The sequence below is a fragment of the Kouleothrix sp. genome (genome assembly GCF_046328425.1).
Lineage (GTDB): Bacteria > Chloroflexota > Chloroflexia > Chloroflexales > Roseiflexaceae > Kouleothrix.
In genome coordinates this window covers 1-19,780 of sequence record NZ_JAXLWP010000040.1, presented here as the reverse complement: position 1 = coordinate 19,780, position 19,780 = coordinate 1, and the positions used below count along the sequence as shown (strand labels likewise).

General features: G+C 67.6%; 19 protein-coding genes. 6 read left to right on the top strand and 13 right to left on the bottom strand.

All coding sequences use genetic code 11. The features are described 5' to 3' along the window. Positions 1-48 precede the first annotated feature (48 nt). Both U0177_RS26575 and U0177_RS26570 read right to left on the bottom strand, forming a co-directional pair. Positions 49-1,386 carry a tetratricopeptide repeat protein gene (locus tag U0177_RS26575; protein ID WP_409573704.1) on the bottom strand — a complete coding sequence of 446 codons (1,338 nt, stop codon included), beginning with the start codon at positions 1,384-1,386 and terminating at the stop codon, positions 49-51. A 268-nt stretch (positions 1,387-1,654) separates the two neighbouring features. Beyond that, positions 1,655-3,154: a DUF4331 domain-containing protein gene (locus U0177_RS26570; protein WP_409573703.1), complete on the bottom strand. Its 1,500-nt coding sequence runs from the start codon at positions 3,152-3,154 to the stop codon at positions 1,655-1,657. A gap of 611 nt (positions 3,155-3,765) precedes the next feature. Between U0177_RS26570 and U0177_RS26565 the strand changes: the two genes are divergently transcribed. Beyond that, on the top strand, positions 3,766-4,356 hold the full coding sequence (locus tag U0177_RS26565) for an RNA polymerase sigma factor (RefSeq protein ID WP_409573702.1): 591 nt from the start codon (positions 3,766-3,768) through the stop codon (positions 4,354-4,356). 96 nt (positions 4,357-4,452) lie between these two features. Here U0177_RS26565 and U0177_RS26560 read toward each other — a convergent pair whose 3' ends face one another. From U0177_RS26560 to U0177_RS26535, 6 genes are all read right to left on the bottom strand, one after another. Continuing rightward, a complete protein-coding gene (locus tag U0177_RS26560) occupies positions 4,453-4,977 on the bottom strand; it encodes a complex I 24 kDa subunit family protein (RefSeq protein WP_409573701.1) in 525 nt (174 codons plus the stop codon). A gap of 111 nt (positions 4,978-5,088) precedes the next feature. Then, positions 5,089-6,273, bottom strand: a complete 1,185-nt coding sequence (gene nuoD / locus U0177_RS26555; protein WP_409573740.1) for an NADH dehydrogenase (quinone) subunit D — start codon at positions 6,271-6,273, stop codon at positions 5,089-5,091. Between the two features lie 161 nt (positions 6,274-6,434). Continuing rightward, positions 6,435-6,950 (bottom strand): NADH-quinone oxidoreductase subunit C, encoded by a 516-nt coding sequence (locus U0177_RS26550; RefSeq protein WP_409573700.1) that lies wholly within the window; start codon positions 6,948-6,950, stop codon positions 6,435-6,437. Positions 6,951-7,114: 164 nt separating this feature from the next. Further along, entirely contained in the window at positions 7,115-7,630 is a 516-nt protein-coding gene (locus U0177_RS26545) for an NADH-quinone oxidoreductase subunit B (RefSeq protein WP_409573699.1), read from the bottom strand. After that, positions 7,621-7,977 carry an NADH-quinone oxidoreductase subunit A gene (locus U0177_RS26540; RefSeq protein ID WP_409573698.1) on the bottom strand — a complete coding sequence of 119 codons (357 nt, stop codon included), beginning with the start codon at positions 7,975-7,977 and terminating at the stop codon, positions 7,621-7,623. Before U0177_RS26540 ends, U0177_RS26545 begins: the two co-directional genes overlap by 10 nt. A gap of 262 nt (positions 7,978-8,239) precedes the next feature. Continuing rightward, positions 8,240-9,394: a 30S ribosomal protein S1 gene (locus U0177_RS26535; protein WP_409573697.1), complete on the bottom strand. Its 1,155-nt coding sequence runs from the start codon at positions 9,392-9,394 to the stop codon at positions 8,240-8,242. Positions 9,395-9,807: 413 nt separating this feature from the next. On the opposite strand from U0177_RS26535, the gene U0177_RS26530 reads away from it, so the two are divergent. Next, complete coding sequence (locus U0177_RS26530; RefSeq protein ID WP_409573696.1) at positions 9,808-10,776, top strand: metalloenzyme; 969 nt, start codon at positions 9,808-9,810, stop codon at positions 10,774-10,776. Positions 10,777-10,785: 9 nt separating this feature from the next. Further along, positions 10,786-11,619, top strand: a complete 834-nt coding sequence (locus U0177_RS26525; RefSeq protein WP_409573695.1) for an NAD(+)/NADH kinase — start codon at positions 10,786-10,788, stop codon at positions 11,617-11,619. Here the strand turns inward: U0177_RS26525 and U0177_RS26520 are convergent, their stop codons facing one another. After that, entirely contained in the window at positions 11,620-12,501 is an 882-nt protein-coding gene (locus tag U0177_RS26520; RefSeq protein ID WP_409573694.1) for a LysR family transcriptional regulator, read from the bottom strand. It abuts the gene before it with no gap. A 174-nt stretch (positions 12,502-12,675) separates the two neighbouring features. Between U0177_RS26520 and U0177_RS26515 the strand changes: the two genes are divergently transcribed. Further along, positions 12,676-13,458 carry a class I SAM-dependent methyltransferase gene (locus U0177_RS26515; protein ID WP_409573693.1) on the top strand — a complete coding sequence of 261 codons (783 nt, stop codon included), beginning with the start codon at positions 12,676-12,678 and terminating at the stop codon, positions 13,456-13,458. Positions 13,459-13,541: 83 nt separating this feature from the next. Here U0177_RS26515 and U0177_RS26510 read toward each other — a convergent pair whose 3' ends face one another. The 4 genes from U0177_RS26510 to U0177_RS26495 form a co-directional block, all read right to left on the bottom strand. Next, positions 13,542-14,114: a hypothetical protein gene (locus U0177_RS26510; RefSeq protein ID WP_409573692.1), complete on the bottom strand. Its 573-nt coding sequence runs from the start codon at positions 14,112-14,114 to the stop codon at positions 13,542-13,544. Between the two features lie 102 nt (positions 14,115-14,216). Next, positions 14,217-16,793 carry an endopeptidase La gene (gene lon / locus U0177_RS26505; RefSeq protein ID WP_409573691.1) on the bottom strand — a complete coding sequence of 859 codons (2,577 nt, stop codon included), beginning with the start codon at positions 16,791-16,793 and terminating at the stop codon, positions 14,217-14,219. Beyond that, a complete protein-coding gene (locus tag U0177_RS26500; RefSeq protein WP_409573690.1) occupies positions 16,790-17,239 on the bottom strand; it encodes an Hsp20/alpha crystallin family protein in 450 nt (149 codons plus the stop codon). The genes lon and U0177_RS26500 overlap by 4 nt, the downstream gene beginning before the upstream one ends. A gap of 73 nt (positions 17,240-17,312) precedes the next feature. Next, a complete protein-coding gene (locus tag U0177_RS26495) occupies positions 17,313-17,720 on the bottom strand; it encodes a response regulator (RefSeq protein ID WP_409573689.1) in 408 nt (135 codons plus the stop codon). A 132-nt stretch (positions 17,721-17,852) separates the two neighbouring features. On the opposite strand from U0177_RS26495, the gene U0177_RS26490 reads away from it, so the two are divergent. Next, entirely contained in the window at positions 17,853-18,896 is a 1,044-nt protein-coding gene (locus U0177_RS26490) for a proline racemase family protein (RefSeq protein WP_409573688.1), read from the top strand. Between the two features lie 68 nt (positions 18,897-18,964). Beyond that, positions 18,965-19,780, top strand: an 816-nt coding sequence (locus U0177_RS26485) for a carotenoid biosynthesis protein (RefSeq protein WP_409573687.1), incomplete at its 3' end; no start/stop codon positions are given.

Genomic DNA, 19,780 nt, shown 5'->3' with positions numbered 1-19,780 from the left:
AAAGGGAAGGCGGAAGCTCGCTTGATGCGCGTCGCCGCGTAAGTCCTATTATTTGCTCGCCGCGCGCTCGAGCAGGGCCAGCGCCTGGCGGGCCTGCGGCGCAAACAGCGGCGAGAAATTCGGGTTGAGCGCCAGCGCCTGGTCGAGCCGCTGGCGCGCGGCGGCAGCGTCGCCACTCGCCTGCGCGATCATGCCGGCGTGGAACAGCATCAGCGCGTCCTGCGAGCCAAGCCGCAGCGCCTCGTCGGCGTAGCGCCGCGCCTCGGCCGGCTGCCCGGCCCTGAACAGCACCCAGGCCAGCGTGTCGGCGGCCTTGACGCTTGGGCGCCGCGCGTAGGCCGCGCGCGCCAGGTCGAGCGTCGCGCCGGGGTTGCTGCCGTGGTCGGCGTCGAACAGCGCCAGCTCGAGGTCGGTGTCGACGCCATTGGCCTTGAACAGCTGCTCCATCGCGCGCACCAGCTCGTACTGCTTGGCAGCGTCGGCGGCGCGCCCCTGCGACTCGTACAGCTCGCCCAGGCCGATCACGAACTCGGGCAGTGGCATACGCGCAATCGCCCGCTGGTACAGCGCGGCGGCCTCGGCGGTGTTGCCCTGGGCCGCGCGCACTCGCGCCATGCCGGCCAGCGCGTGCACGTAGTCGGGCAGCAGCGCCAGCGTCGCCTGGTATTGCCGCTCGGCCGCGGCCAGGTCGCCTTTGCCGAACAGCAGGTTGCCGAGCTGCACGCGCACCCAGGCGCTATTCTCGGTGGACGGGCCGCCGGCCTGCACTGCCTCCTGCATCATCTCGATCGCGCCGTCCAGGTCGCCGTGCAGCTCGCGGGCGTACGACACCCGGCTGAACGAGCTGAGATCCGGCCGCATGTCGATCATGGTCTGCAGCGTGGCGATCGCCTGGTCGTACATCCCCAGCTCGGTCTGCGCGTCGGCGATCACGCCATACACGCGCGGCACGGAGGGGTTCAGGTCGCGCGCCCGTGCGCCAAACGCGAGCGCGTCGTGGAACTGGTGGCGCGCGTTGGCCAGCGTGCCGGCCACAATCAGCGCGTCGACATTCTGCGGGTCGCGGGCCAGCGCCGCGTCGGCGACGGCCTGGGCTTTGCCGTAGAACGTCGGGTCGCCGGTGTCGCGCGCTTTCTGCAAGTACGCCGCGCCGAGCACCGCGTAGCTCTGCACGTCGTCGGGGCTGGCCTTCACGCGCTGCTGGTAATCCCAGATCAGCTGGTCGGTCTTGTCGACCGGGCGCTGCTGCGCAGCGGCGGCCAGCTGCCGGGCGGCCAGCGCCGGCGCCTGCGCCGGCCGGGCGCGCCACGCGCCATAGGCCGCGCCGGCGCCTACCAGCGCCACCGCGAGCCCTAGCACGATCAGCTTGATGGATGGGATCCGCATCGTGTTCTCCTTTTCGTGTTGTGGCGCTGCGAGCCTCGCCTTTGCCGCCCCGAGCGCTGCTGCCTGCTCTGGGCGAGCACACGGCTCGCCCTTACGGCCCCGAGCGCTGCTGCCTGCCCTTCCGCGCCACGAGGCATGCGCCACAGGCGCTCCGCACGGGCTGGCCTGCTTTTACAGGGCCTGGGCGAAGCCCCAGCGGGGAGGCAAGGGGCGAGTGACCGCCCCTTGCCGCGGGGCGCGGGGGCGCGAAGCTCCCGCGCGCAAGCACCTACTTGATCGGCGGCGTCGTGCTGCTGCCCACCACGCCGTGCGTATTCTCGTAGCCACGTTGCGGCGTGCCGACATACGGGAACGTTGGCAGGAACGGCTTGTCGTTGGCGTTCACGCCGTCGCCCACCGCGTTGTTCGGGCTATTGTTCGGCAGGCCGAACAGCGAGTTCAGCAGCGTGCCGTAGCCGTCGGCCACCGCGCGCAGCTCGATATCGGTGATGTCGTCCTCGAGGCGGCGGCCGTTCGGGAAGCCGGCCAGGTCGCCATTCAGCACGCCCAGCGGGTCGCCCTTGCCAACCTCGGCGGTTGGCGCGATCGCCACGTTCAGGCGCAGCAGGTCGGCCGGGGTGCTGCCGGTGTAGTTCAGGTTCTTGCCGCCCGGCAGCGGCACGCCGGTCAGCAGGATGAGCGAGAGGTCGGTGCGGCCGGTGGTGCGGGCCGGCTTGCCGCCCAGCGACACGATCGCGCTGCCGTAGAGCGTGTTCACGATCCCGGCCAGCTCGGGGTTCTCGTAGTACTTCACGAACTGCTTGTCCTGCGAGGGGTCGCTGGCGTTCCAGTAGTCCTTCTTGCCCAGCGGGATGATCACCTCGTTGATCAGCGGGTTGCCCAGGCGCGACACCTGCACATACTTGCCCGAGCTGCGCTGCGTGCCGTCGTCGCGCAGCACGCGCCGGCTCATGCGGCTGGCGCTGGCGTAGATGCCGATTACCGCGTTCGGGTCATCGCTGTTCTTGGGCGTCTTGCCATTGCGCGTTAGGTCTTTGCTGGGTACCTGGATGGCGATCGTGTGGGTGTTGTAGCCGCCCACGCCATCAATGCCAGGGCCGGCGTCGAGCGGCACCAGGTGCGCCGGGTTGAACGGCCGCAGACCACCCAGGTCGAAGATCGAGCCCAGGTCGACGAAGAACGGGTCGTCGCGCTGGCCGGCGAACACGGTCACGTTATCCTGGATCTTGCGCACGGCGGCGGAGGCCAGCGCCTCGTAGTTCGGCGTCGAGCGCGGGCCGACATTGACTGGCGGCGTGGGGATGTTGCTGCCGATCTTGTCGGCCTTGCCGTTCTTAACGCGCGTCACGTCGTAGAACTGCGGCGTGTTCCAGTTCTTGTCGTCGAGCGAGGCGATCGGGCCGGTGGCGTACAGGAAGGTGTTCGGGTTGCGCAGGCGCGTGTTGAAGCGGAACTGGTAGGCGATGTCTTCCTTGCCGTCGCCGGTGTTGTCGATCTTGATCTCGTACAGCACGTCGTCGTCGAATGCGGCGAAGTTCGGGCCGCCGGCCGGCTCTTCCAGCGGGATGTAGTTGGCGATGATCGTGACCGTATCGGGCTTGTCGGGGCTGACGAACGCGTACAGGTCGGTGTTGTCGGCCGCCGGGTCCTTGCTGATCAGCGGCGCCTCGCGGTGACTCGACGCCATGGTTCCGGCCGGCGCCAGCGCCAGCAGCATCGCGGCGATACCCATAAGCGCGGCGATCGAGAGAATAACCTTACGTTTCACGTTCCAGTACTCCTTGCTGCGATTCGTAGTTATCGGGCCAGTTTGAGTAGAAGTATTGCCTCGATCCTCCTCCTTCTTCCGATCACCCCCTTTCGCGCTGAACGACACATGTTTCCGATTTTATGGCAAAGCGGTGGCCTGACTGCACAATGGCAGCCTTTTATGCGCACGGCAAAGCTCTGGTGCAACCACCAGCGTAGTACGCTTTCCGCGCCAGCTATATCGCCGTTATCTGTGAGATTGTGTCGCTCTGATATGAAATACGAAGAAACTATACGTTTGGATGTATAGACATGTAATTTTTACGGAAAATATACAAATACTGGGTTCGACATCGCATGATTCGGGGGCATTATCGAGCGGGCGCAAGATCGCCGCGAAATTCAGCCGCTGTAGGGGCCGATTAGGACTCGCGCAAGAGTGCGCTACGAAGCAGGCGCTACACTAGCGCCATCGAACGAGCCCAAGAATGCTGCCTACCCATAGTAACCGCCGTTTTTGCCAGGATGTCGGCATCGCCGCGCGGGCGCGACACGCAGAAAGGCAGGAATTCCATGCAGAATGCGGTAGCAATTGCCCCAACAATCAGCCGCAGAGAAGGGAAACAACGCGTGGAACCAACCCGTACTTCGAGTACGCCTCGGGCGCCGCTGGCTGGCGCGCCATCCGATGAGGAGCTGATCGCGCGGGTGTGCTGGCGCGAGGAGCCGGCGCTGGGCGCGATCTACGACCGCTATCACCGCTTGATCTTTACGATCGCGCTGCGGATCGTCGGCGACCGCGACCTGGCCGAAGAGGTGGTGCAGGATGTCTTTCAGGCGGTGTGGCTGTCGGCGGGTAGCTTCCAGCCTAACGGTAGCCTTTCGGCCTGGCTGGTGGGCATTACGCGCCACCGCGCGATCGATGCTACCCGCTCGCGGCGCTTCCGCGCCCGCGCCCGCGAAGACATGCTCGACGACGACCGCCTGGTGGGTGTGGCCGCTGCCGACGCGTCGGCCGATGGGCTGCTGCTGCGCGCGGTGGTGCGCGCGGCGCTGGCCGAGCTGCCGGCCTCGCAGCGCCAGGCGATCGAGCTGGGCTACTATGGCGGGCTGACGCACGCCGAGATCGCTACGCGCCTGGGCGAGCCGGTCGGCACGATTAAATCGCGCATGCGCATGGGCCTGATGAAGCTGCGCGAGCTGCTGAAGGCTGAAGAGTAGCGGGGCAGGGCCTTGTGTTGCCTGAGCTGAGATAGCCGCACGGGCGCGATATATCGCGCCCGTGCCATCGGCCGGAGTGTGCCGGTAGCGCGTGGCCTAGCGCTCGGCGAAGCGCCCCGATACGCTCAGCACCTCGCCGCTCGCGGCGCGCCCGCGCAGCTCGCTGATCAGCGCATCGACTTTCTCGGGGGTATCGAGGTTGCGGTAGTATTCGAGGTTGGCCTGCAGCATCGGCGCGCGGTCGCAGTCGGCCAGGCACTTCACGCGCTGTAGCGTAAACGTGCCGTCGCCGGTGGTCTGGTTCACGCCAATCCCCAGCTTCGACTCAAGCGTGGCCACCAGCTGCTCGGCGCCCAGGAAGCAGCACGGCACGTCGTCGCATACCTGCAGCACCCACTTGCCCACCGGCTTATCGTAGAACAGCGTGTAGAAGCCGACCACCTCGAACACGTCGGTGGGCGGCAGCTCGAGGATGCCCGCCACCTCGCGGATGGCCGCGTCGTCGAGGTGCCCGTAGGCATCCTGGGCGACATACAGCAGCGGCAGCACCGCGCTGCGGCGGTTGGCATAGCGCGCCAGAATGGCGTCGATCTCGGGGCCGTGGTTGTCACGCAAAGCCATACTTTTATCCTAGCATTGAAGACAATATGCGTTACGGATTGGCAAGTTGCAGCTTCCAGGCTAGCAGGTTGATAACCTTCGAACTTGCGAACCTTCAAACCTGCGAACTCGCTACCGGTCGACCTCGCCGAGAACCGGGTCCATCGAGGCGATCAGCGCCACCAGGTCGGCTACCAGGCGGCCCTTGGCGGTGTGCGGCAGCGCCTGCAGGTTGATAAACGAGGGCGCGCGGAAGTGCACGCGGTACGGCTTCGGGCTGCCGTCGCTGACGATATAGGTACCCAGCTCGCCGCGCGGCGACTCAATGCCCACGTACGCGTCGCCGACCGGCGGCTTGAAGCCTTCGGTCCACAGCTTGAAGTGGTGGATCAGCGACTCCATGCTGTGGGTGATCTCGCTCTTCGGCGGCGGCGAGATCTTGCGGTCGGTGGTGGTGAACGGGCCGGGGCCAAGCTCTTGCAGCCGCCGCAGCCCCTGGCGGCAGATCTTCACGCTCTCGCGCATCTCGGCCATGCGCACCAGGTAGCGGTCGTAGATATCGCCGTTTTTGGCGATCGGGATGTCGAAGTCGTACAGCTCATAGCTGCTGTAGGGCATGTCGCGGCGCAGATCCCACGGGATGCCGGCGGCGCGCAGCATTGGCCCGCTGATGCCGTACGCGATCGCCGCGTCGGCGTCGATCACGCCCACGCCCACGGTTCGCTCGAGCCACACCGGGTTGCCGGTCAGCAGGTTCTCGTACTCATCGACCGCGCCGGGCATGATGTTCAGGAACGCCTCGACCGTCGCCACGAAGTCGTCGGGCAGGTCGTAGGCGAGGCCGCCCACGCGGAAGTAGCTGGTCATCAGGCGCGCGCCCGACACCAGCTCGAAGATATCGAGGATCTGCTCGCGCTCGCGGAAGGCGTACAGGAACACGCTCATGGCCGAAAGGTCGAGCGCGTGGGTGCCGAGCCACACCAGGTGGCTGGCGATGCGCTGCAGCTCGGTCAGGATCACCCGCGCCGTCTGGGCGCGCGCCGGGATCTCGCAGTTCAGCAGCTTCTCGACGGCCAGCACATAGCTCAGGTTGTTCGAGAGCGGCGCCAGGTAGTCCATGCGGTCGGTCAGCACCACCGCCTTCTGGTACGTCTTGCTCTCCATGGTCTTCTCGATGCCGGTGTGCAGGAAGCCGACATCGGGCGCCACGTTGACCACCGTTTCGCCGTCGAGCTCGACCACCAGGCGCAGCACGCCGTGGGTGCTGGGATGGTGCGGCCCCATATTCAGCACCATCGTATCTTGCTGGCCCTCCATCGCCGGCTTGGTGATCTCGAGCGGCGAGGGCACGTGATATGGGTACTGCGCCAGCGTTGGCGGCTCGGCAATTGCTGTCATATGGCTTCCTCCGACAAACGACGAACGACGAACAACAAACGACTGAAGGCAATCGTTGGTCGTTGGTCATTGGTCGTTGGTCATTCTTTGGCGAACGGCTTGTGGGCGTAGATCTGATCCTGGTTGAAGCTGAACGCGACTTCCTCGCCGCCCAGCGGCACGTCTTTGCGCTGCGGGTGGCCCTGCCAGTCGTCGGGCATCAGGATGCGCTGCAGGCCTGGGTGGCCGCTGAACGGGATCCCCAGCAGGTCGTACGTCTCGCGCTCCTGCCAGTTCGCGGTTGCCCACAGGCCGATGAGCGTCGGCACTGCCTCGCCGTCGTTCGCGCCAACCTTCAGGCATACGCGGTGGCGGTTGCTGTACGAGAGCAGGTGGTACACCACCTCGAAGCGTGGCGTGCGGCCCAGGTAGTCGACGCCGCAGAGGTTCTCGAGGAAGTTGTAGCGCAGCACCGAGTCGTCGCGCAGCGCGCGCGCTACGTCGACGATCGCGTCGCGCCGGACATAGATGCTCAGGTCACCGCGGTACTCAGCGGTGCGCTCGATCGCGTTGGGCAGCGCGGCGCGCAGCCGCTCGATCACCGTTGCGTTGTCCATAGTTCCTCAATAGTTTGCATGCGCCAGCATGGTACTTTTGCTGTGTTCGGTGTTTGTGCTCTGCAAGCGCAACCACCGAGAACAAAAATGATCAAGTAGTGCTCTGCCGGAGGCAGAAATTGCCCAAAAGCGCGGGTGAGCGCGTAGCGCGCCAGTGAACAGGCCTAGGCGTACACCTTTTCGCTCTTCTCGAGCGGGCGCACCTCGCCGGTGATACGCATGCGCTTGACCTTCTCGTGCAGCTGGATGATGCCGTCGATCAGCGCTTCCGGCCGCGGCGGGCAGCCGGCGACGTACACATCCACCGGGATGATCTCGTCGACGCCCTGAACGATCGCGTAGTTGTTGAACACGCCCGCACACGAGGCGCAGTCGCCCATCGCGATCACCCACTTCGGGTCGCTCATCTGATCGTAGAGCCGCCGCACCACCGGCGCCATCTTGCGCGACACGCGGCCCGCCACAATGATCAGGTCGGCCTGGCGCGGCGAGGCGCGGTTGATCTCCATGCCGAAGCGCGAAAGGTCGTAGTTCGCGGCCTGCGAGCCCATCATCTCGATCGCGCAGCAGGCCAGGCCGAACAGCAGCGGCCACATCGCGTTTGTACGCCCCCAGTTCACCACCGTCTCGAGCGAGGTGGTGACAATGCCCATGTCGCCGGCTTTCTCCTCTAATCCCATTCGAGTGCCCCTTTTTTCCAGATGTAGATAAAGCCGACCAGCAGGATAAGCATAAACAGGCCGATCTCGATCAGCCCAAACACGCCCAGCCGCTTGTACACCAGCGCGTAGGGGAAGAAGAAGATGACTTCGATATCGAACAAGATGAAGATCATCGCGACAAGGTTGAACTTGATCGGGAAGCGGCGCTGCGCCGAGCCGATCGGCTCCATGCCCGATTCGTACGGCATCAGCTTGCGCTTGGTCGGCCGCTGCGGGCCCAGCAGGCCCGAGGCTACGATCACAAACACGGCGATGAAGAGAGCTACCAGGAAGATGACTAGAATTGGTAAGTAGTCTGAGAGCATGGCTCGCGCTCCTTATGGCCGGGGAGCCGGCGCGGCAGGCGCTGTTCCTGGCCGGGCCGCGTTCGATCGAATAGCCCCGCTGCACTGGGATAGCATTCGCGCCCTGCATTATACCTTGTTTGGGGCTTGTGTCAAGAAGAACAATGTTTGAGATTCGGCGTCCCGATCGGCGGCGCGCCTGTGGCGGCATGCAAAACCGGCGCGGGCCTTGCCCGCGCCGGTCTGTCGGTGTGGTTGCCCGCCAGCGTGTGCTGGCGCGGGCTTACGCCCCGCCGTTCTTCTCGCTCTCGCCGCGCTCACCTTCGCCCACGCGGCGCAGGCTCAGGCCCATGCGCTGGCGCTGCTTGTCGAGGCTGATGATCTTGGCGGTGACCGTCTGGCCGGGCTGCAGCAGGTCGCGCGGTTGGGCCTGCGGGTCGACATCCAGCTCGCTGGCGTGGATCAGACCCTCGACCGCCTCTTCGATCTGCACGAACGCGCCGAACGGCGCCACGTTCGTCACCGGGCCGCTGACGATCTGGCCAAGGCTGTAGCGCTGGTCGATCGACTCCCACGGGTTCGACTGCAGCCGCCGCAGCGACAGGCCGATGCGCTCGCGGTCGGCGTCGATCTCGACCACCATCACCTTGACTTCCTGGCCCGGGCTCAGCACCTCGCGCGGGTGGTTCACGCGCTGCCACGACAGCTCGGAGATGTGCGCCAGTCCGTCGGCGCCGCCCAAGTCGATGAACGCGCCGAAGTTGGTGAGCTGGTTGACGCGGCCGGTCAGGATGTCGCCGGGCTGCAGCTCGGTGAGCAGCCGGTGCTTCTGGGCCTTGCGCCACTCCTGCGTCGCGCTGCGCTCCGAGAGCACCAGGCGGTTGCGCTCGCGATCGACCTCGATCACCTTCAGCGGGATCGTCTGGCCGACCATGCGCTGCAGCGCCTGCTGCCGCTCTTCCGAGGCGGTGCGGCCGTGCAGCTGGGCCACCTGCGAGGCCGGCACAAAGCCGCGGATGCGGTTGAACTGCACCAGCAGGCCACCCTTGTTGTAGCCGATCACCTGGCCCTGGATAATGCCGCCCTCGCCCTGCAGGCGCCCGGCCTCTTCCCAATCTTTCGCGACCTGCACCATCGTGAGCGAGAGCACCAGGTCGCCTTCTTTGTTCTCGGGATCCTGTACATACACCTGGATCGGCGCGCCGACCCGCAGCGTGCTCAGGTATTCGTCGCCCATCGCGCGCAGATCCTGCTGCGGGATCACGCCCTCGCGCTTGGTGCCGATCGATACCAGCACGCCATTATCTTCGATCTGCATTACTACGCCGTCGCGCAGCTCGCCGCGCTGCGGCCGGGCATAATCGTACTCGTCGAGTAGCTGGGTCCAGTCAAGATCTTCAACATCAAACTTGTCGCTGTTGCTGGTAGACAAGGTCATGGAACAATACCTCCGGGAATTTGAATTGATAGTACCTGCCGCCCGCCTCTGCGCGCAGATCCGATAGCATCCCTTCGCAATGCGGTAGGGCAACGGTGGAAGGCACAATGCGATGAAACGCCGAACCATGAGGGATCGGACATGATGCTGCTGCGCCCGGTGCCGGTGCCTGCGAAGGCTCCGCGCTGGCCGGCTGGCTCCTGGAGGCTCGGCGTTCTTGCGTTCGAGTGCGGGAGGTAAGCCGCTAGCGGAGTGGTTTAACTTTTTACACCGCGCGCATTATACTCCGGAGGCTTTGGGCTGTCAAATAGTTGCGCTTGGGCAGCGCATACCCTATACTGCCCGCGAAGTGTTGAGGGTTGCGCAGCCGTATGCGGCCCACCTTCGGCAGCTGTCCGAGCAGCAGAGCAGCCATGAGCATTATCTTTGTCTTTATCGACGGCGTGGGCCTTGCGCCGGCCGGCCCCGATAACCCGCTCGCCAGCGCCGATACGCCGGCGCTGCACGCGCTGCTGGGCGGCCCGCTGGCGCTCGAGGCGGCCAGCGGCCTGCGCGCGGGCACTGCTGGCCCTTCGCCTTTGCCCGCCCGCGCGCTTCTCTTCAAGCCGATCGACGCGACGCTGGGCTTGCCGGGCCTGCCGCAAAGCGGCACTGGCCATGTGGCGCTGCTGGCCGGCGTCAACGCCCCTGCGCTCCACGGCCGCCACCAGCCGCACTTTCCGCCAGTGGCGCTGCGCCCGCTGCTGGCCGATCAAAGTATCTTCCGGCGCACCGTGGCGCGCGGCCGCCGCGCGACGTTCGCCAACCCGTTCGGCCCCGGCTACTGGCAGGCGCTCGCCGCCCGGCGCATCCGCAAGTCGGCCAGCGTGATCGCCGCCGAGGGCGCCGGCCTGCGCTTTCGCGATGGCGACGACTTGCGCGCCGGCAGGGCGGTGTCGTGGGATGTGACCAACGCGGCCATGCGTGAGCGCGAGCCGGGCAGCGGCATCCCGCTGGTGTCGCCTGGGCAGGCCGGCGCCAACCTGGCCGGGCTTGCGCGCGACCATGAGCTGGTGTTCTACGAGAGCTTTCTGCCGGACCTGGCCGGGCACGGCAGGTTGGCTGCCGGCGACCTGCCGCCGGTGGCTGGCGGCTCGCCGGTTGAGCGGCAGATCCGCGCGGTCATGGCGCTGCTCGACGGGCTGATCGGCGGCGTGCTGGCGGCGCTGCGGCCCGCCGACAGCTTGCTGATCACCAGCGACCATGGCAATGTCGAGAGCGTAGCGGCGCCGGCGCATACCCGCAACCCCGTGCCGCTGCTGGTGGCCGGGCCGGCGGCCGCAGCCTTCGCCGGGGTGGAAGATATTGCGGGTGTGGCCGGGGCGATCATGGCCGCGCTGTGAGGAAGGGTTATGCGACAGGTCGGCGTGCTCTACAATCCGTTTTCCGAGGCCTCGACGCGCGTCTCGGTTGAGGTGGCCGGCTGGCTGAACAGCCGCGGCATCCGTGTGTGGCGCGGCGTCTCGCACGAGGGCCGCGAGGAGCCGCGTGTGCTCGAAGGGCTCGATCTGCTGATCGCCCTGGGCGGCGACGGCACGGTGCTGCGCGCGGCGCGGCTGGCCATCCCACACCGCGTCCCCGTGCTGCCGGTGGCGCTCGGCCGGCTCAGCTTCATGGCCGAGCTGCAGCCCGAGGAGCTGATGGGCGGCTTGGAGCTGCTGCTCGGCGGCGGCGGCTGGCACGACGATCGCACTCTGATCGAGGCGACCATTCGGCACGATGGCCACGGCGAGCCCGAGCAGATCCTGGCGCTGAACGAGATCCTGGTGGCGCGCGGCGAGATCAACCGCGTGGTGGCGATCGACGTTGAGATCTACGACGCGCCGCTCACCACCTACCATGCCGACGGGATCATCGCCGCAACTGCCACTGGCTCGACGGCCTACGCGCTGGCGGCGGGCGGCCCGATTGTCGACCCGCGATCGCACGCGCTGGTGCTGGTGCCAATTGCCGCGCACCTTACGAATATTCCCTCGCTGGTGCTGCACGAAGACGCGCTCGTTCGCCTGCGGCTGCGCAGCCGCCACGCCGCAGCGTTCTCGGCCGATGGCCGCGAGAGCGTGCCGCTGCACGAGGGCGACGTGGTCGAGATCCGCCGGGCGCCGCTCACCTGCGTGTTTGCGCGGGTGCATCCGCCCAGCACCTTCTATGCGCGGCTGACGCAGCGGCTGCGGCGCGATACCTAGCTACCCGTGCGCGGTCAGCAGCGCCACCAGCCCGACGGCCGCCGCCGATAGCTCGCGGCCGGCGCGCCGCGCGTAGTTGTAGGTGCGGGCGTCGTCGGCGTTGCGCAGCGCCAGCGCCCGCAGGGTGCCCATCGCAACCTCGCGCTCGACCGCGATCTCCTGCACCAGCGCTACGCCCAGGCCGGCCTCGACGCTGCGCTTGATCGCTTCGGTTTCACCCAGCAGAATCACGTCGTCGCCGGCGAGCGTGGGCGCGCCCAGCAGCCGCTCGACGCTGGCATGCAGCGCCGAGCCCGGCTCGCGCGTCAGCAGCACCCGGCCGCGCAGCTCGTCGAGCGCCACCTCGCTGCGCGCGGCCCACGGGTCGTCGGCCGCTACGATCAGCACCAGCCGATCGTGCATGAATGGCGTGATGATCAGCTTGGGGTGCTCGGCCGGCGAGCCGACCAGCGCCAGCTCGACTGCGTCGTTGGCCACCTGCTCGAGCAGCTCGGCGGTGTTGCCAACGCTGATGCGCACCAGCCGGCTGGGGTAGCGTACGCGGTAGTTGCCAAGCAAGCCGGGCAGCAGGTAGGTGGCCAGCGTGTGCCCCGCGCCCAGTCGCAGCGTGCGGTCGGCCAGCCCGGCGGCGGCGCGCGCGGCCTCGCCGCCGGCGTCGGCCAGCGCCAGGATCTGCTCGGCATACGGCAGCAGCGCCTCGCCGGCCGGCGTGAGCTTCAGCCTGCGCGGCAGCCGCTCGATCAGCGGCGCGCCGACCTGGGCTTCGAGCGTGGCCAGCTGCTGCGATACCGTCGGCTGCGCCAGGTAAAGCAGCTCGGCTGCGCGCGTGAAGTTGCCGACGCGCGCCACGGTCGCGAAGATCCGCAGCTTTGAGATGTCCATCGGCCCTGCCTGTGCTATTGATTCTATCTATCGAAAAGATTAGAAATATCAGTTTGAATTATAGTACCGGGTCTTCTATACTTTGTCCAGCACAGGGAAATAATCTGCGGTTTGGCCGTTTCGGTTTCGCCGAAATCGCTAAACCGCGCCACATAGCAGACAGGAGCAAGCACTATGGAATCCGATGTGGTCAAGCAGCGCGTGCAGGCGCAGTTCGGCGCGGCGGCCGAGCGCTACGTGACGAGCGCGAGCCACGCGCACGGCGACGACCTGGCGCGCATGGTCGAGCTGGCCCGGCCACGCGGCGACGAGCGTCTGCTCGATATTGCGACTGGCGGCGGGCATACCGCGCTGGCGTTCGCGCCGTACGTGCGCGAGGTGCTGGCCAGCGATCTGACGCCGGCGATGCTGGCGGCGGCCGAGCAGTTTGTGCGCGGGCGCGGCGCGGCGAATGTGCGTTTCGAGCTGGCCGACGCCGAGGCGCTGCCGTTCGACGACGCGAGCTTCGAGATCGTCACTACGCGTATCGCGCCGCACCACTTCCCCAACCCCGAGCGCTATGTGCGCGAGGTGGCGCGCGTGCTGCGGCCCGGCGGCAGCTTTGTGCTGAACGACAACATGGCCCCCGAAGATCCGGCGCTCGACGCGTTCATGAACCGCTTCGAGCAGTGGCGCGACCCGAGCCACGTGCGCGCGTACAGGATGAGCGAGTGGCTTGGCTGGCTTGCGGCGGCGGGCCTGCGCGCCGAGCCTGCCGACCCGCTGGCCGCCAAGTCGTTCGCGTTCGCGCCGTGGGCCGAGCGCATGGCTATGCCCGCCGCCGAGCGCGCCGCGCTCGAGGCCTGGCTGATCGCCGCGCCGGAGGCTTGCCGCGCGGCCTTCGAGGTGCGCGCGGCCGAGGGGCGCGTCGTGTCGATCGCGACGATGTATGCGATCGTGCTGGCGCGCAAGCCGTAGCGCGCCGCTAAGCCGGCCGGAAGCACGCACGCGCCGCTGTACACTCGGTACAGCGGCGCGTGTGGTTGGTGCGATGCCTGGGGCTACTTCCCGGTGTTTTCGCGGCCCCACGCTGCTTGCGTGTTGCGCACCGCCGCCGGGCCGGCGCTCTCGTCGAGCGACACCTCTTCGCCAGCCAGGTCCTTCACCACCAGCATCGGCAGCAGCTTGCTGATGTCGACGACAAGCGGCGTGAGCTCTTTCAGGCTTGCCACCGCCATGTTCGCGATGCCGGTGTGCTTCAGCGCCAGGCCGGTGGTGTGCAGCATGGTGTAGCCGACCGAGGCCAGGCTCAGCGCGGTGTAGTCGTCGCGCAGCATCTTCGATACCGGGTCGTGCCGCACTTTGTCGTACAGCCCGGCCGCCACGCCGGCGACAGCGCTTAGCGTCTCTTTCACCGGGCCGCTGGCCTCGCCGCCGACGCTGGCAAGCTGCTGCTGCAGGCCATCGACTTGCGCCGTCAGCGTGCGCTTGATCGTGCCGACCAGCTGGCGCGCGCCGGGGTAGGTGTCGAGTCGCTCGTCGTTCAGCTGGCGCTCGACCGCCTCGACAATATGCTTGTCGAGCGCGATCATGTCGCTCACATATTGCTGGAGAATGTCCTTGTTATCGCGCATTGCTTGGCTCCCTTTCTTCTCGCGGCTGTGCCGCAGCTTTGCGGTTACGCCAAGAAACATAGCAAGCGCTATGCCAAGCATTTGCACGGATTTTGAACAGGATCAGTGCTCGGCCATATGTGCGCTATCGGCCAGCGCGGTCGTGTCAGTGGCGAGGGAGTCGGCCTCAGGCGGCTCGGTGGTCTGGGCCGAAAGCGCGGCGGCCAGCACTTCTTCTACCCGGTCGGCGAGCACAAACGTCAGCTCGCGGCGCACCTCGCCGGGGATCTCGTCGAGGTCGGTCTCGTTGCGCTTGGGCAGAATGATCGTGCGCAGGCCGGCGCGGTGGCCGGCAAGCACTTTTTCCTTGACGCCGCCGATTGGCAGCACCTTGCCGCGCAGGGTGATCTCGCCGGTCATGGCCACGCTGTCGCGCACCGGCCGGCCGCTGAGCAGCGACACCAGCGCGGTGGCCATGGCGACCCCGGCCGAAGGCCCGTCTTTGGGGATAGCGCCGGCCGGCACGTGCACGTGCAGGTCGCTGCGCTCGAAGAACTGCGGGTCGACGCCCAGGCGCGCGGCTTCGGCGCGCACATACGAGAGCGCGGCGCGCGCCGATTCGCGCATGACGTCGCCGAGCTGGCCGGTGAGTGTAAAGCCTTTCCCGCCGGGCATGCGCGTGGCTTCGATGAAGATAATATCGCCGCCCACCGGCGTCCACACCAGGCCAGTCACAATGCCGGGGCGGTCGATGCGCTCGGGCACCTCGGCGAAGAAGCGGCGGCGGCCAAGGTACTCGCGCGCCTTGTCGGCGTCGACGACGACGGGAAACAAAGGGCGCGGGACAAAGGACGAGGGCGACTGGTCGGCAGATGGAGCATGAACCAGTAGATCCGAGCTCCTTTCGTCGTTCGTCGGCGGTCTTTCGTTTTTCTTGGCGATCTGCACGGCGACCTTGCGGCAGATATTGGCGATCTCGCGCTCGAGGTTGCGCACGCCGGCCTCGCGGGTATACTCCTCGATCGCCACCGTCAGGGCCGCGTCGGTCACCTCGGCGTCGGCGTCGCCGAGCGCGTGCTCGGCGAGCTGCTCGGGCACGAGGTAGCGCCGGGCGATCTCGAGCTTCTGGCGCGCGGTGTAGCCCGAAAGCTGGATCACCTCCATGCGGTCGAGCAGCGGCGGCGGGATCGTCTGCAGTGTGTTGGCGGTGGCGATGAACAGCACCGGCGAGAGATCCCAGGCCACGTCGAGGTAGTGGTCGCGGAAGCTGGTGTTCTGCTCGGGGTCGAGCACCTCGAGCAGCGCCGACGACGGGTCGCCGCGAAAATCGGCCCCGAGCTTGTCGATCTCGTCGAGCATGAACACCGGGTTATTGACGGCGGCGCGGCGGATCGTCTGGATGATCGAGCCGGGCATTGCGCCGATGTAGGTGCGGCGGTGGCCGCGCACCTCGGCCTCGTCGCGCACGCCGCCGAGCGACAGGCGGATGAACTGGCGGCCCATGGCGCGCGCAATCGAGCGGCCGAGGCTGGTCTTGCCCACGCCGGGCGGCCCAACGAAGCACAGGATCGCGCCTTTGGGGTTGATCGCGTCTTCGCCCAGGCGCTCGCGGCGCAGCGCGCGCACGGCCAGGTACTCGAGAATGCGCCGCTTGATCTCCTCCAGGTCGTAGTGGTCCTCGTCGAGCACCTGCTGCGCGTGCGCGATGTCGAGCTGGTCGGCGCTGCGCGCTTGCCACGGCAGGGCCAGCAGGGTTTCGAGGTAGGTGCGGATGACGCCATACTCGGCGGCGGCGGGCGGCATCAGGGCCAGGCGCGCCACCTCGCGCTCGGCCTGGGCCTGGGCCTCGGCGCTCATGCCGGCGGCGGCGATCGCGTCGCGCAGGCGCGCCACCTCGGCCGCATTCTCGTCGCCCTCGCCAAGCTCTTCGCGAATGGCGCGCAGCTGCTCGCGCAGCAGGTACTCGCGCTGCGACTTATCGATGCCGCTCTGCACCTGCGACTGCAGGCGCTGGCCGAGCTGCAGCACCGACAGCTCGCGGGTGAGGATCTCTTGCAGGCGCGCGAGCTTGGCGCGCACACTGGGCAGCGCCAGCACCTCCTGGCGCTCGGCCACGCTGCTGCGGAACAGCAGCGACACTGCCAGCAGGTATGCCAGCCGGCGCGGGTCGTCTTCGTTGAAGATCTGCGTCTGCAGCTCTTCGCTGGTGTTAGGCAGAAGCTGGAGGATCTGCTGGGCCAGGCCCACCAGGTTGCGCATGAGCGCCTGTGTCTCGATATCGTCGCTGGTTTCGTCGGCCAGCACGCGCACGCGCGCGCGGATGTACGGCTCGGTCTGGAGGATCTCGACGATCTCGATCCGCTCGAGGCCCTGCACCGCCACGCGCAGGGTGTCGTCGGGCAGGCGCAGCAGGCGGTGCACCATGGCCGCCGTGCCGACCGGGAAGAAATCGTCGGCGCCGATGGCTTCGGGGCGCTCTTGCTCGCTGCGCAGCGCCACCAGGCCGATCATGCGCTCGCCCAGCACCGCGTCGTCGATCAGCCGGATCGACTGCGCCTGCCCCACCGCCAGTGGAATGACGGTCATGGGGTAGATCACCATGTTGAACAGCGGCAGGATCGCCAGCTCGTCGGGGATCGCGGGCGCGTGCGCCTCGTCGGGCTGCGGCTCGGGCGCGCCTGAATGATCGGCCTCGCTCATAGCGTGCTCCTTCTATCAGGAGCAGGCTTTGGCAGCTCGACGAACAGAAAGCCGTCGTCGTAGCGCGCCGACACGCGCTCGTGGTCGAACGGGCGGCCGAGAAACACCTCGACGGCGAAGGCGCCGTAGTTGATGCCGACCTGGTGGTAGCTCAGCGGGCGCTCGTCGTGGTGCTCGGGGCGGCGGCCCTCGATTCGCACGCCGCCGACGTCGAGCGTGATCGCGATCTCGGCCTCGCGCATGCCCGCCAGCTCGATGCGCACCACAAAGGCGTGGGCCGTCTCGTAGACATCGGCGGGCGGCTGCCAGATCTCCTTGTGGCGCGCCACCGCCAGCAGCGCGCCCGGCTGGGCCCACTGGCGTTGAAACGCGCGCTCGAGCTGCTGCTGAAGCCCGCGCTGATCGCGCCGGCTCAGCGGGCGGCGCAGGTATATCACGCGCTGCATCGCGGATTCCTCCTGGTCGGATGGTTCAGGCTCGGCATTATAGCATTGCGGATGAGCGCGTGGCAAGCGGGGGCTAGCCGCTCTGGCCGCCAAGCTCGCTGAAGCGCGCCGGCAGCAGGTCGCGGGTGATCTGGATGATCTCGTCGATCATGAACGGCTTGGCGAGGAAGTGCGAGACGCCGACCTGGCGCGCGGCGCGGCGCACCGGCGCGTCGTCGTAGGCGGTGAACAGGATGGTGGGCAGGTCGGCGACCTGGCTTTTCAGCAGGGCGATCATGGCAATGCCATTCATGCCGCGCAAATTGTAGTCGCTCAGCACCATGTCGTAGCGCTGGCGATCCCACAGCTCGACGCCCTCTTCGGCCGAGTACGCCTGGTCGAGCACGTGCGGCACGCCAAGCTGCTGCATGGCGATCGCGATCACGCGGGCGATGCTTCCATCGTCCTCGACCAGCAGGATGCGCAGCGGTGAGTTCGCCATATCGCTCGGGCCTTGCGCCGCAGTGGGCGTGTTTGTGTGATTGGATGAACATGGTACCATGGGCCAGGCGAAAATCAAGCGCACGGCGCTAGTTTCTTTCCGCCGCACGCAACAGCGAAGGAGGAACCGGGCATGCAGCTCGACTGGCAGGCGCGCGACTGGGCCAATGGCGCGCTGGCGATCACCACGCTCGACGCGCACGCGGCCGGCGAGCCGCTGCGGATCATCACCGGCGGGCTGCCCGAGCTGCCCGGCGCCAGCATCCTCGAGCGGCGGCGCTACATGCGCGAGCAGCTCGACCACGTGCGGCGCGCGCTGATGTGGGAGCCGCGCGGCCACTACGACATGTACGGCGCCGTGCTGACGCCGCCGGTGACGCCCGAGGCGCAGCTGGGCGTGCTGTTTTTGCACAACGAAGGCTACAGCACGATGTGCGGCCACGGCGTGATCGCGCTCGTCACCGCGCTGATCGAGAGCGGCGCCTGGCCGGCCAGCGGCGCGCGCACGCCGATCAACCTCGACACGCCGGCCGGCCTGGTGCGCGCCGCCGCGCACCTCGACGAGCGCGGGCATGTCGAGCAGGTGACGTTTCTGAACGTGCCGTCGTTTGTATACGCCCGCGACCTCGCGCTCGATGTGCCGGGCTATGGCGCGGTGACAGCCGACGTGGTGTTTGGCGGAGCGTTCTACGCGGTGCTGCCGGCCGAGCGGGTGGGCCTGCGCGTGGCGCCCGAGCACACGCGCGCGCTCGTGGCGGCCGGCGAAGCGGTGAAGCGCGCGGTCAACGCGGCGCTGGCCATCCGCCACCCGCACGAGCCCGACCTGGGCTTTCTGTACGGCACGATCTTCACCGACGCGCCCGAAGACCCGGCGCACCACAGCCGCAATATTTGCGTGTTCGCCAACGCCGAGGTCGATCGATCGCCCACCGGCACCGGCGTGTCGGCGCGGCTGGCGCTGCACCACGCGCGCGGCGAGATCGAAACTGGCCAGCTGATCGTAGTGGAAAGTATCCTGGGCCGGCGCAGCGTCTTCAGCGGCCGGGTCGCCGGCGTGGCTCGGGTAGGCGAATACCCCGCGGTGGTGCCCGAGATCGGCGGGCGCGGCGCGATCACTGGCCGGCACGAGTTTGTGATCAGCCCAAGCGATCCGCTGGGGCAGGGGTTTTTGGTATGAACGTTGCTGCTCTGGCCGCGTATGATCGACCTGTCGCTGGCACAAGGGCTTGAACACGAAGGTAACGCATGCGCCTGTTTCGCTCTCTCGCGCTCGGTATATTTCTGCTGTACCTAGCGCTGCTGCCCGGCTCGATGCTGGTGGTCGCGCTCGACCGCGTGCCCGCCTGGGGCGACTGGATGGGCGGCCTGCTGCTGCTGCTGCAGGGCGCGGCCGTGCTGAGCTGGCTGATCGGCCGCTATGGGCGGCGCGGCGCTCTGGCGGCCGTGCCGGTATTCCTGGTTGCCTGGGGCGTCGAGCACTTGGGCGTCACAACCGGCTTCCCGTTTGGCCGCTACGAGTACACCGCCACGCTGCAGCCGCAGTTCTTTGGCGTTGTGCCGCTGCCGATCGCCTGCGCGTGGCTGATGGTCGGCTTTGGCGCCTGGCAGCTGGCCGGCGGCGAGCGGGGTGCGCGCGCGCCCGGCCGCACCGCGCTGGTGGCGGCCACGCTGGTGCTGGCGCTCGATCTGCAGATCGAGACGGTGGCCACCCGCGTGAACTCGTACTGGGTGTGGTTCGACAGCGGGCCGTACTATGGCGTGCCGACGGCCAATTTCATTGCGTGGTGGCTGGTGGGCCTGGCGATAGCGCTGGCGATCCAGCGGTCGCTGCCGGGGCGGCAGGTGCCGGCGCTGGCCCGGCGCGGCTGGGCCGGCGAGCTGACGCGGATCATTCCGGCCGCGCTATACCTGCTGAACACGCTGATGTTCGCGGTGGTGAACCTGGCGCGCGGCTACCCGCTGGCTGGCATGCTCGGAGTGGTGACGCTGCTGGTGCTGGCGCTGTGGCGCGCCCAGCTGCGGCTGTACCTGCCGCCGCTGGTGGTGCACCCCGACGCATCC

Excerpts from the sequence above, each read along its gene's own strand:
- U0177_RS26575 (WP_409573704.1), bottom strand. The coding sequence starts at position 1,386 with ATGCGGATCCCATCCATCAAGCTGATCGTGCTAGGGCTCGCGGTGGCG.
- U0177_RS26560 (WP_409573701.1), bottom strand. The coding sequence starts at position 4,977 with ATGGCTTTGCGTGACAACCACGGCCCCGAGATCGACGCCATTCTGGCG.
- nuoD (WP_409573740.1), bottom strand. The coding sequence starts at position 6,273 with ATGGAGGGCCAGCAAGATACGATGGTGCTGAATATGGGGCCGCACCAT.
- U0177_RS26550 (WP_409573700.1), bottom strand. The coding sequence starts at position 6,950 with ATGGACAACGCAACGGTGATCGAGCGGCTGCGCGCCGCGCTGCCCAAC.
- U0177_RS26545 (WP_409573699.1), bottom strand. The coding sequence starts at position 7,630 with ATGGGATTAGAGGAGAAAGCCGGCGACATGGGCATTGTCACCACCTCG.
- U0177_RS26540 (WP_409573698.1), bottom strand. The coding sequence starts at position 7,977 with ATGCTCTCAGACTACTTACCAATTCTAGTCATCTTCCTGGTAGCTCTC.
- U0177_RS26535 (WP_409573697.1), bottom strand. The coding sequence starts at position 9,394 with ATGACCTTGTCTACCAGCAACAGCGACAAGTTTGATGTTGAAGATCTT.
- U0177_RS26530 (WP_409573696.1), top strand. The coding sequence starts at position 9,808 with ATGAGCATTATCTTTGTCTTTATCGACGGCGTGGGCCTTGCGCCGGCC.
- U0177_RS26525 (WP_409573695.1), top strand. The coding sequence starts at position 10,786 with ATGCGACAGGTCGGCGTGCTCTACAATCCGTTTTCCGAGGCCTCGACG.
- U0177_RS26520 (WP_409573694.1), bottom strand. The coding sequence starts at position 12,501 with ATGGACATCTCAAAGCTGCGGATCTTCGCGACCGTGGCGCGCGTCGGC.
- U0177_RS26515 (WP_409573693.1), top strand. The coding sequence starts at position 12,676 with ATGGAATCCGATGTGGTCAAGCAGCGCGTGCAGGCGCAGTTCGGCGCG.
- U0177_RS26510 (WP_409573692.1), bottom strand. The coding sequence starts at position 14,114 with ATGCGCGATAACAAGGACATTCTCCAGCAATATGTGAGCGACATGATC.
- lon (WP_409573691.1), bottom strand. The coding sequence starts at position 16,793 with ATGAGCGAGGCCGATCATTCAGGCGCGCCCGAGCCGCAGCCCGACGAG.
- U0177_RS26500 (WP_409573690.1), bottom strand. The coding sequence starts at position 17,239 with ATGCAGCGCGTGATATACCTGCGCCGCCCGCTGAGCCGGCGCGATCAG.
- U0177_RS26495 (WP_409573689.1), bottom strand. The coding sequence starts at position 17,720 with ATGGCGAACTCACCGCTGCGCATCCTGCTGGTCGAGGACGATGGAAGC.
- U0177_RS26490 (WP_409573688.1), top strand. The coding sequence starts at position 17,853 with ATGCAGCTCGACTGGCAGGCGCGCGACTGGGCCAATGGCGCGCTGGCG.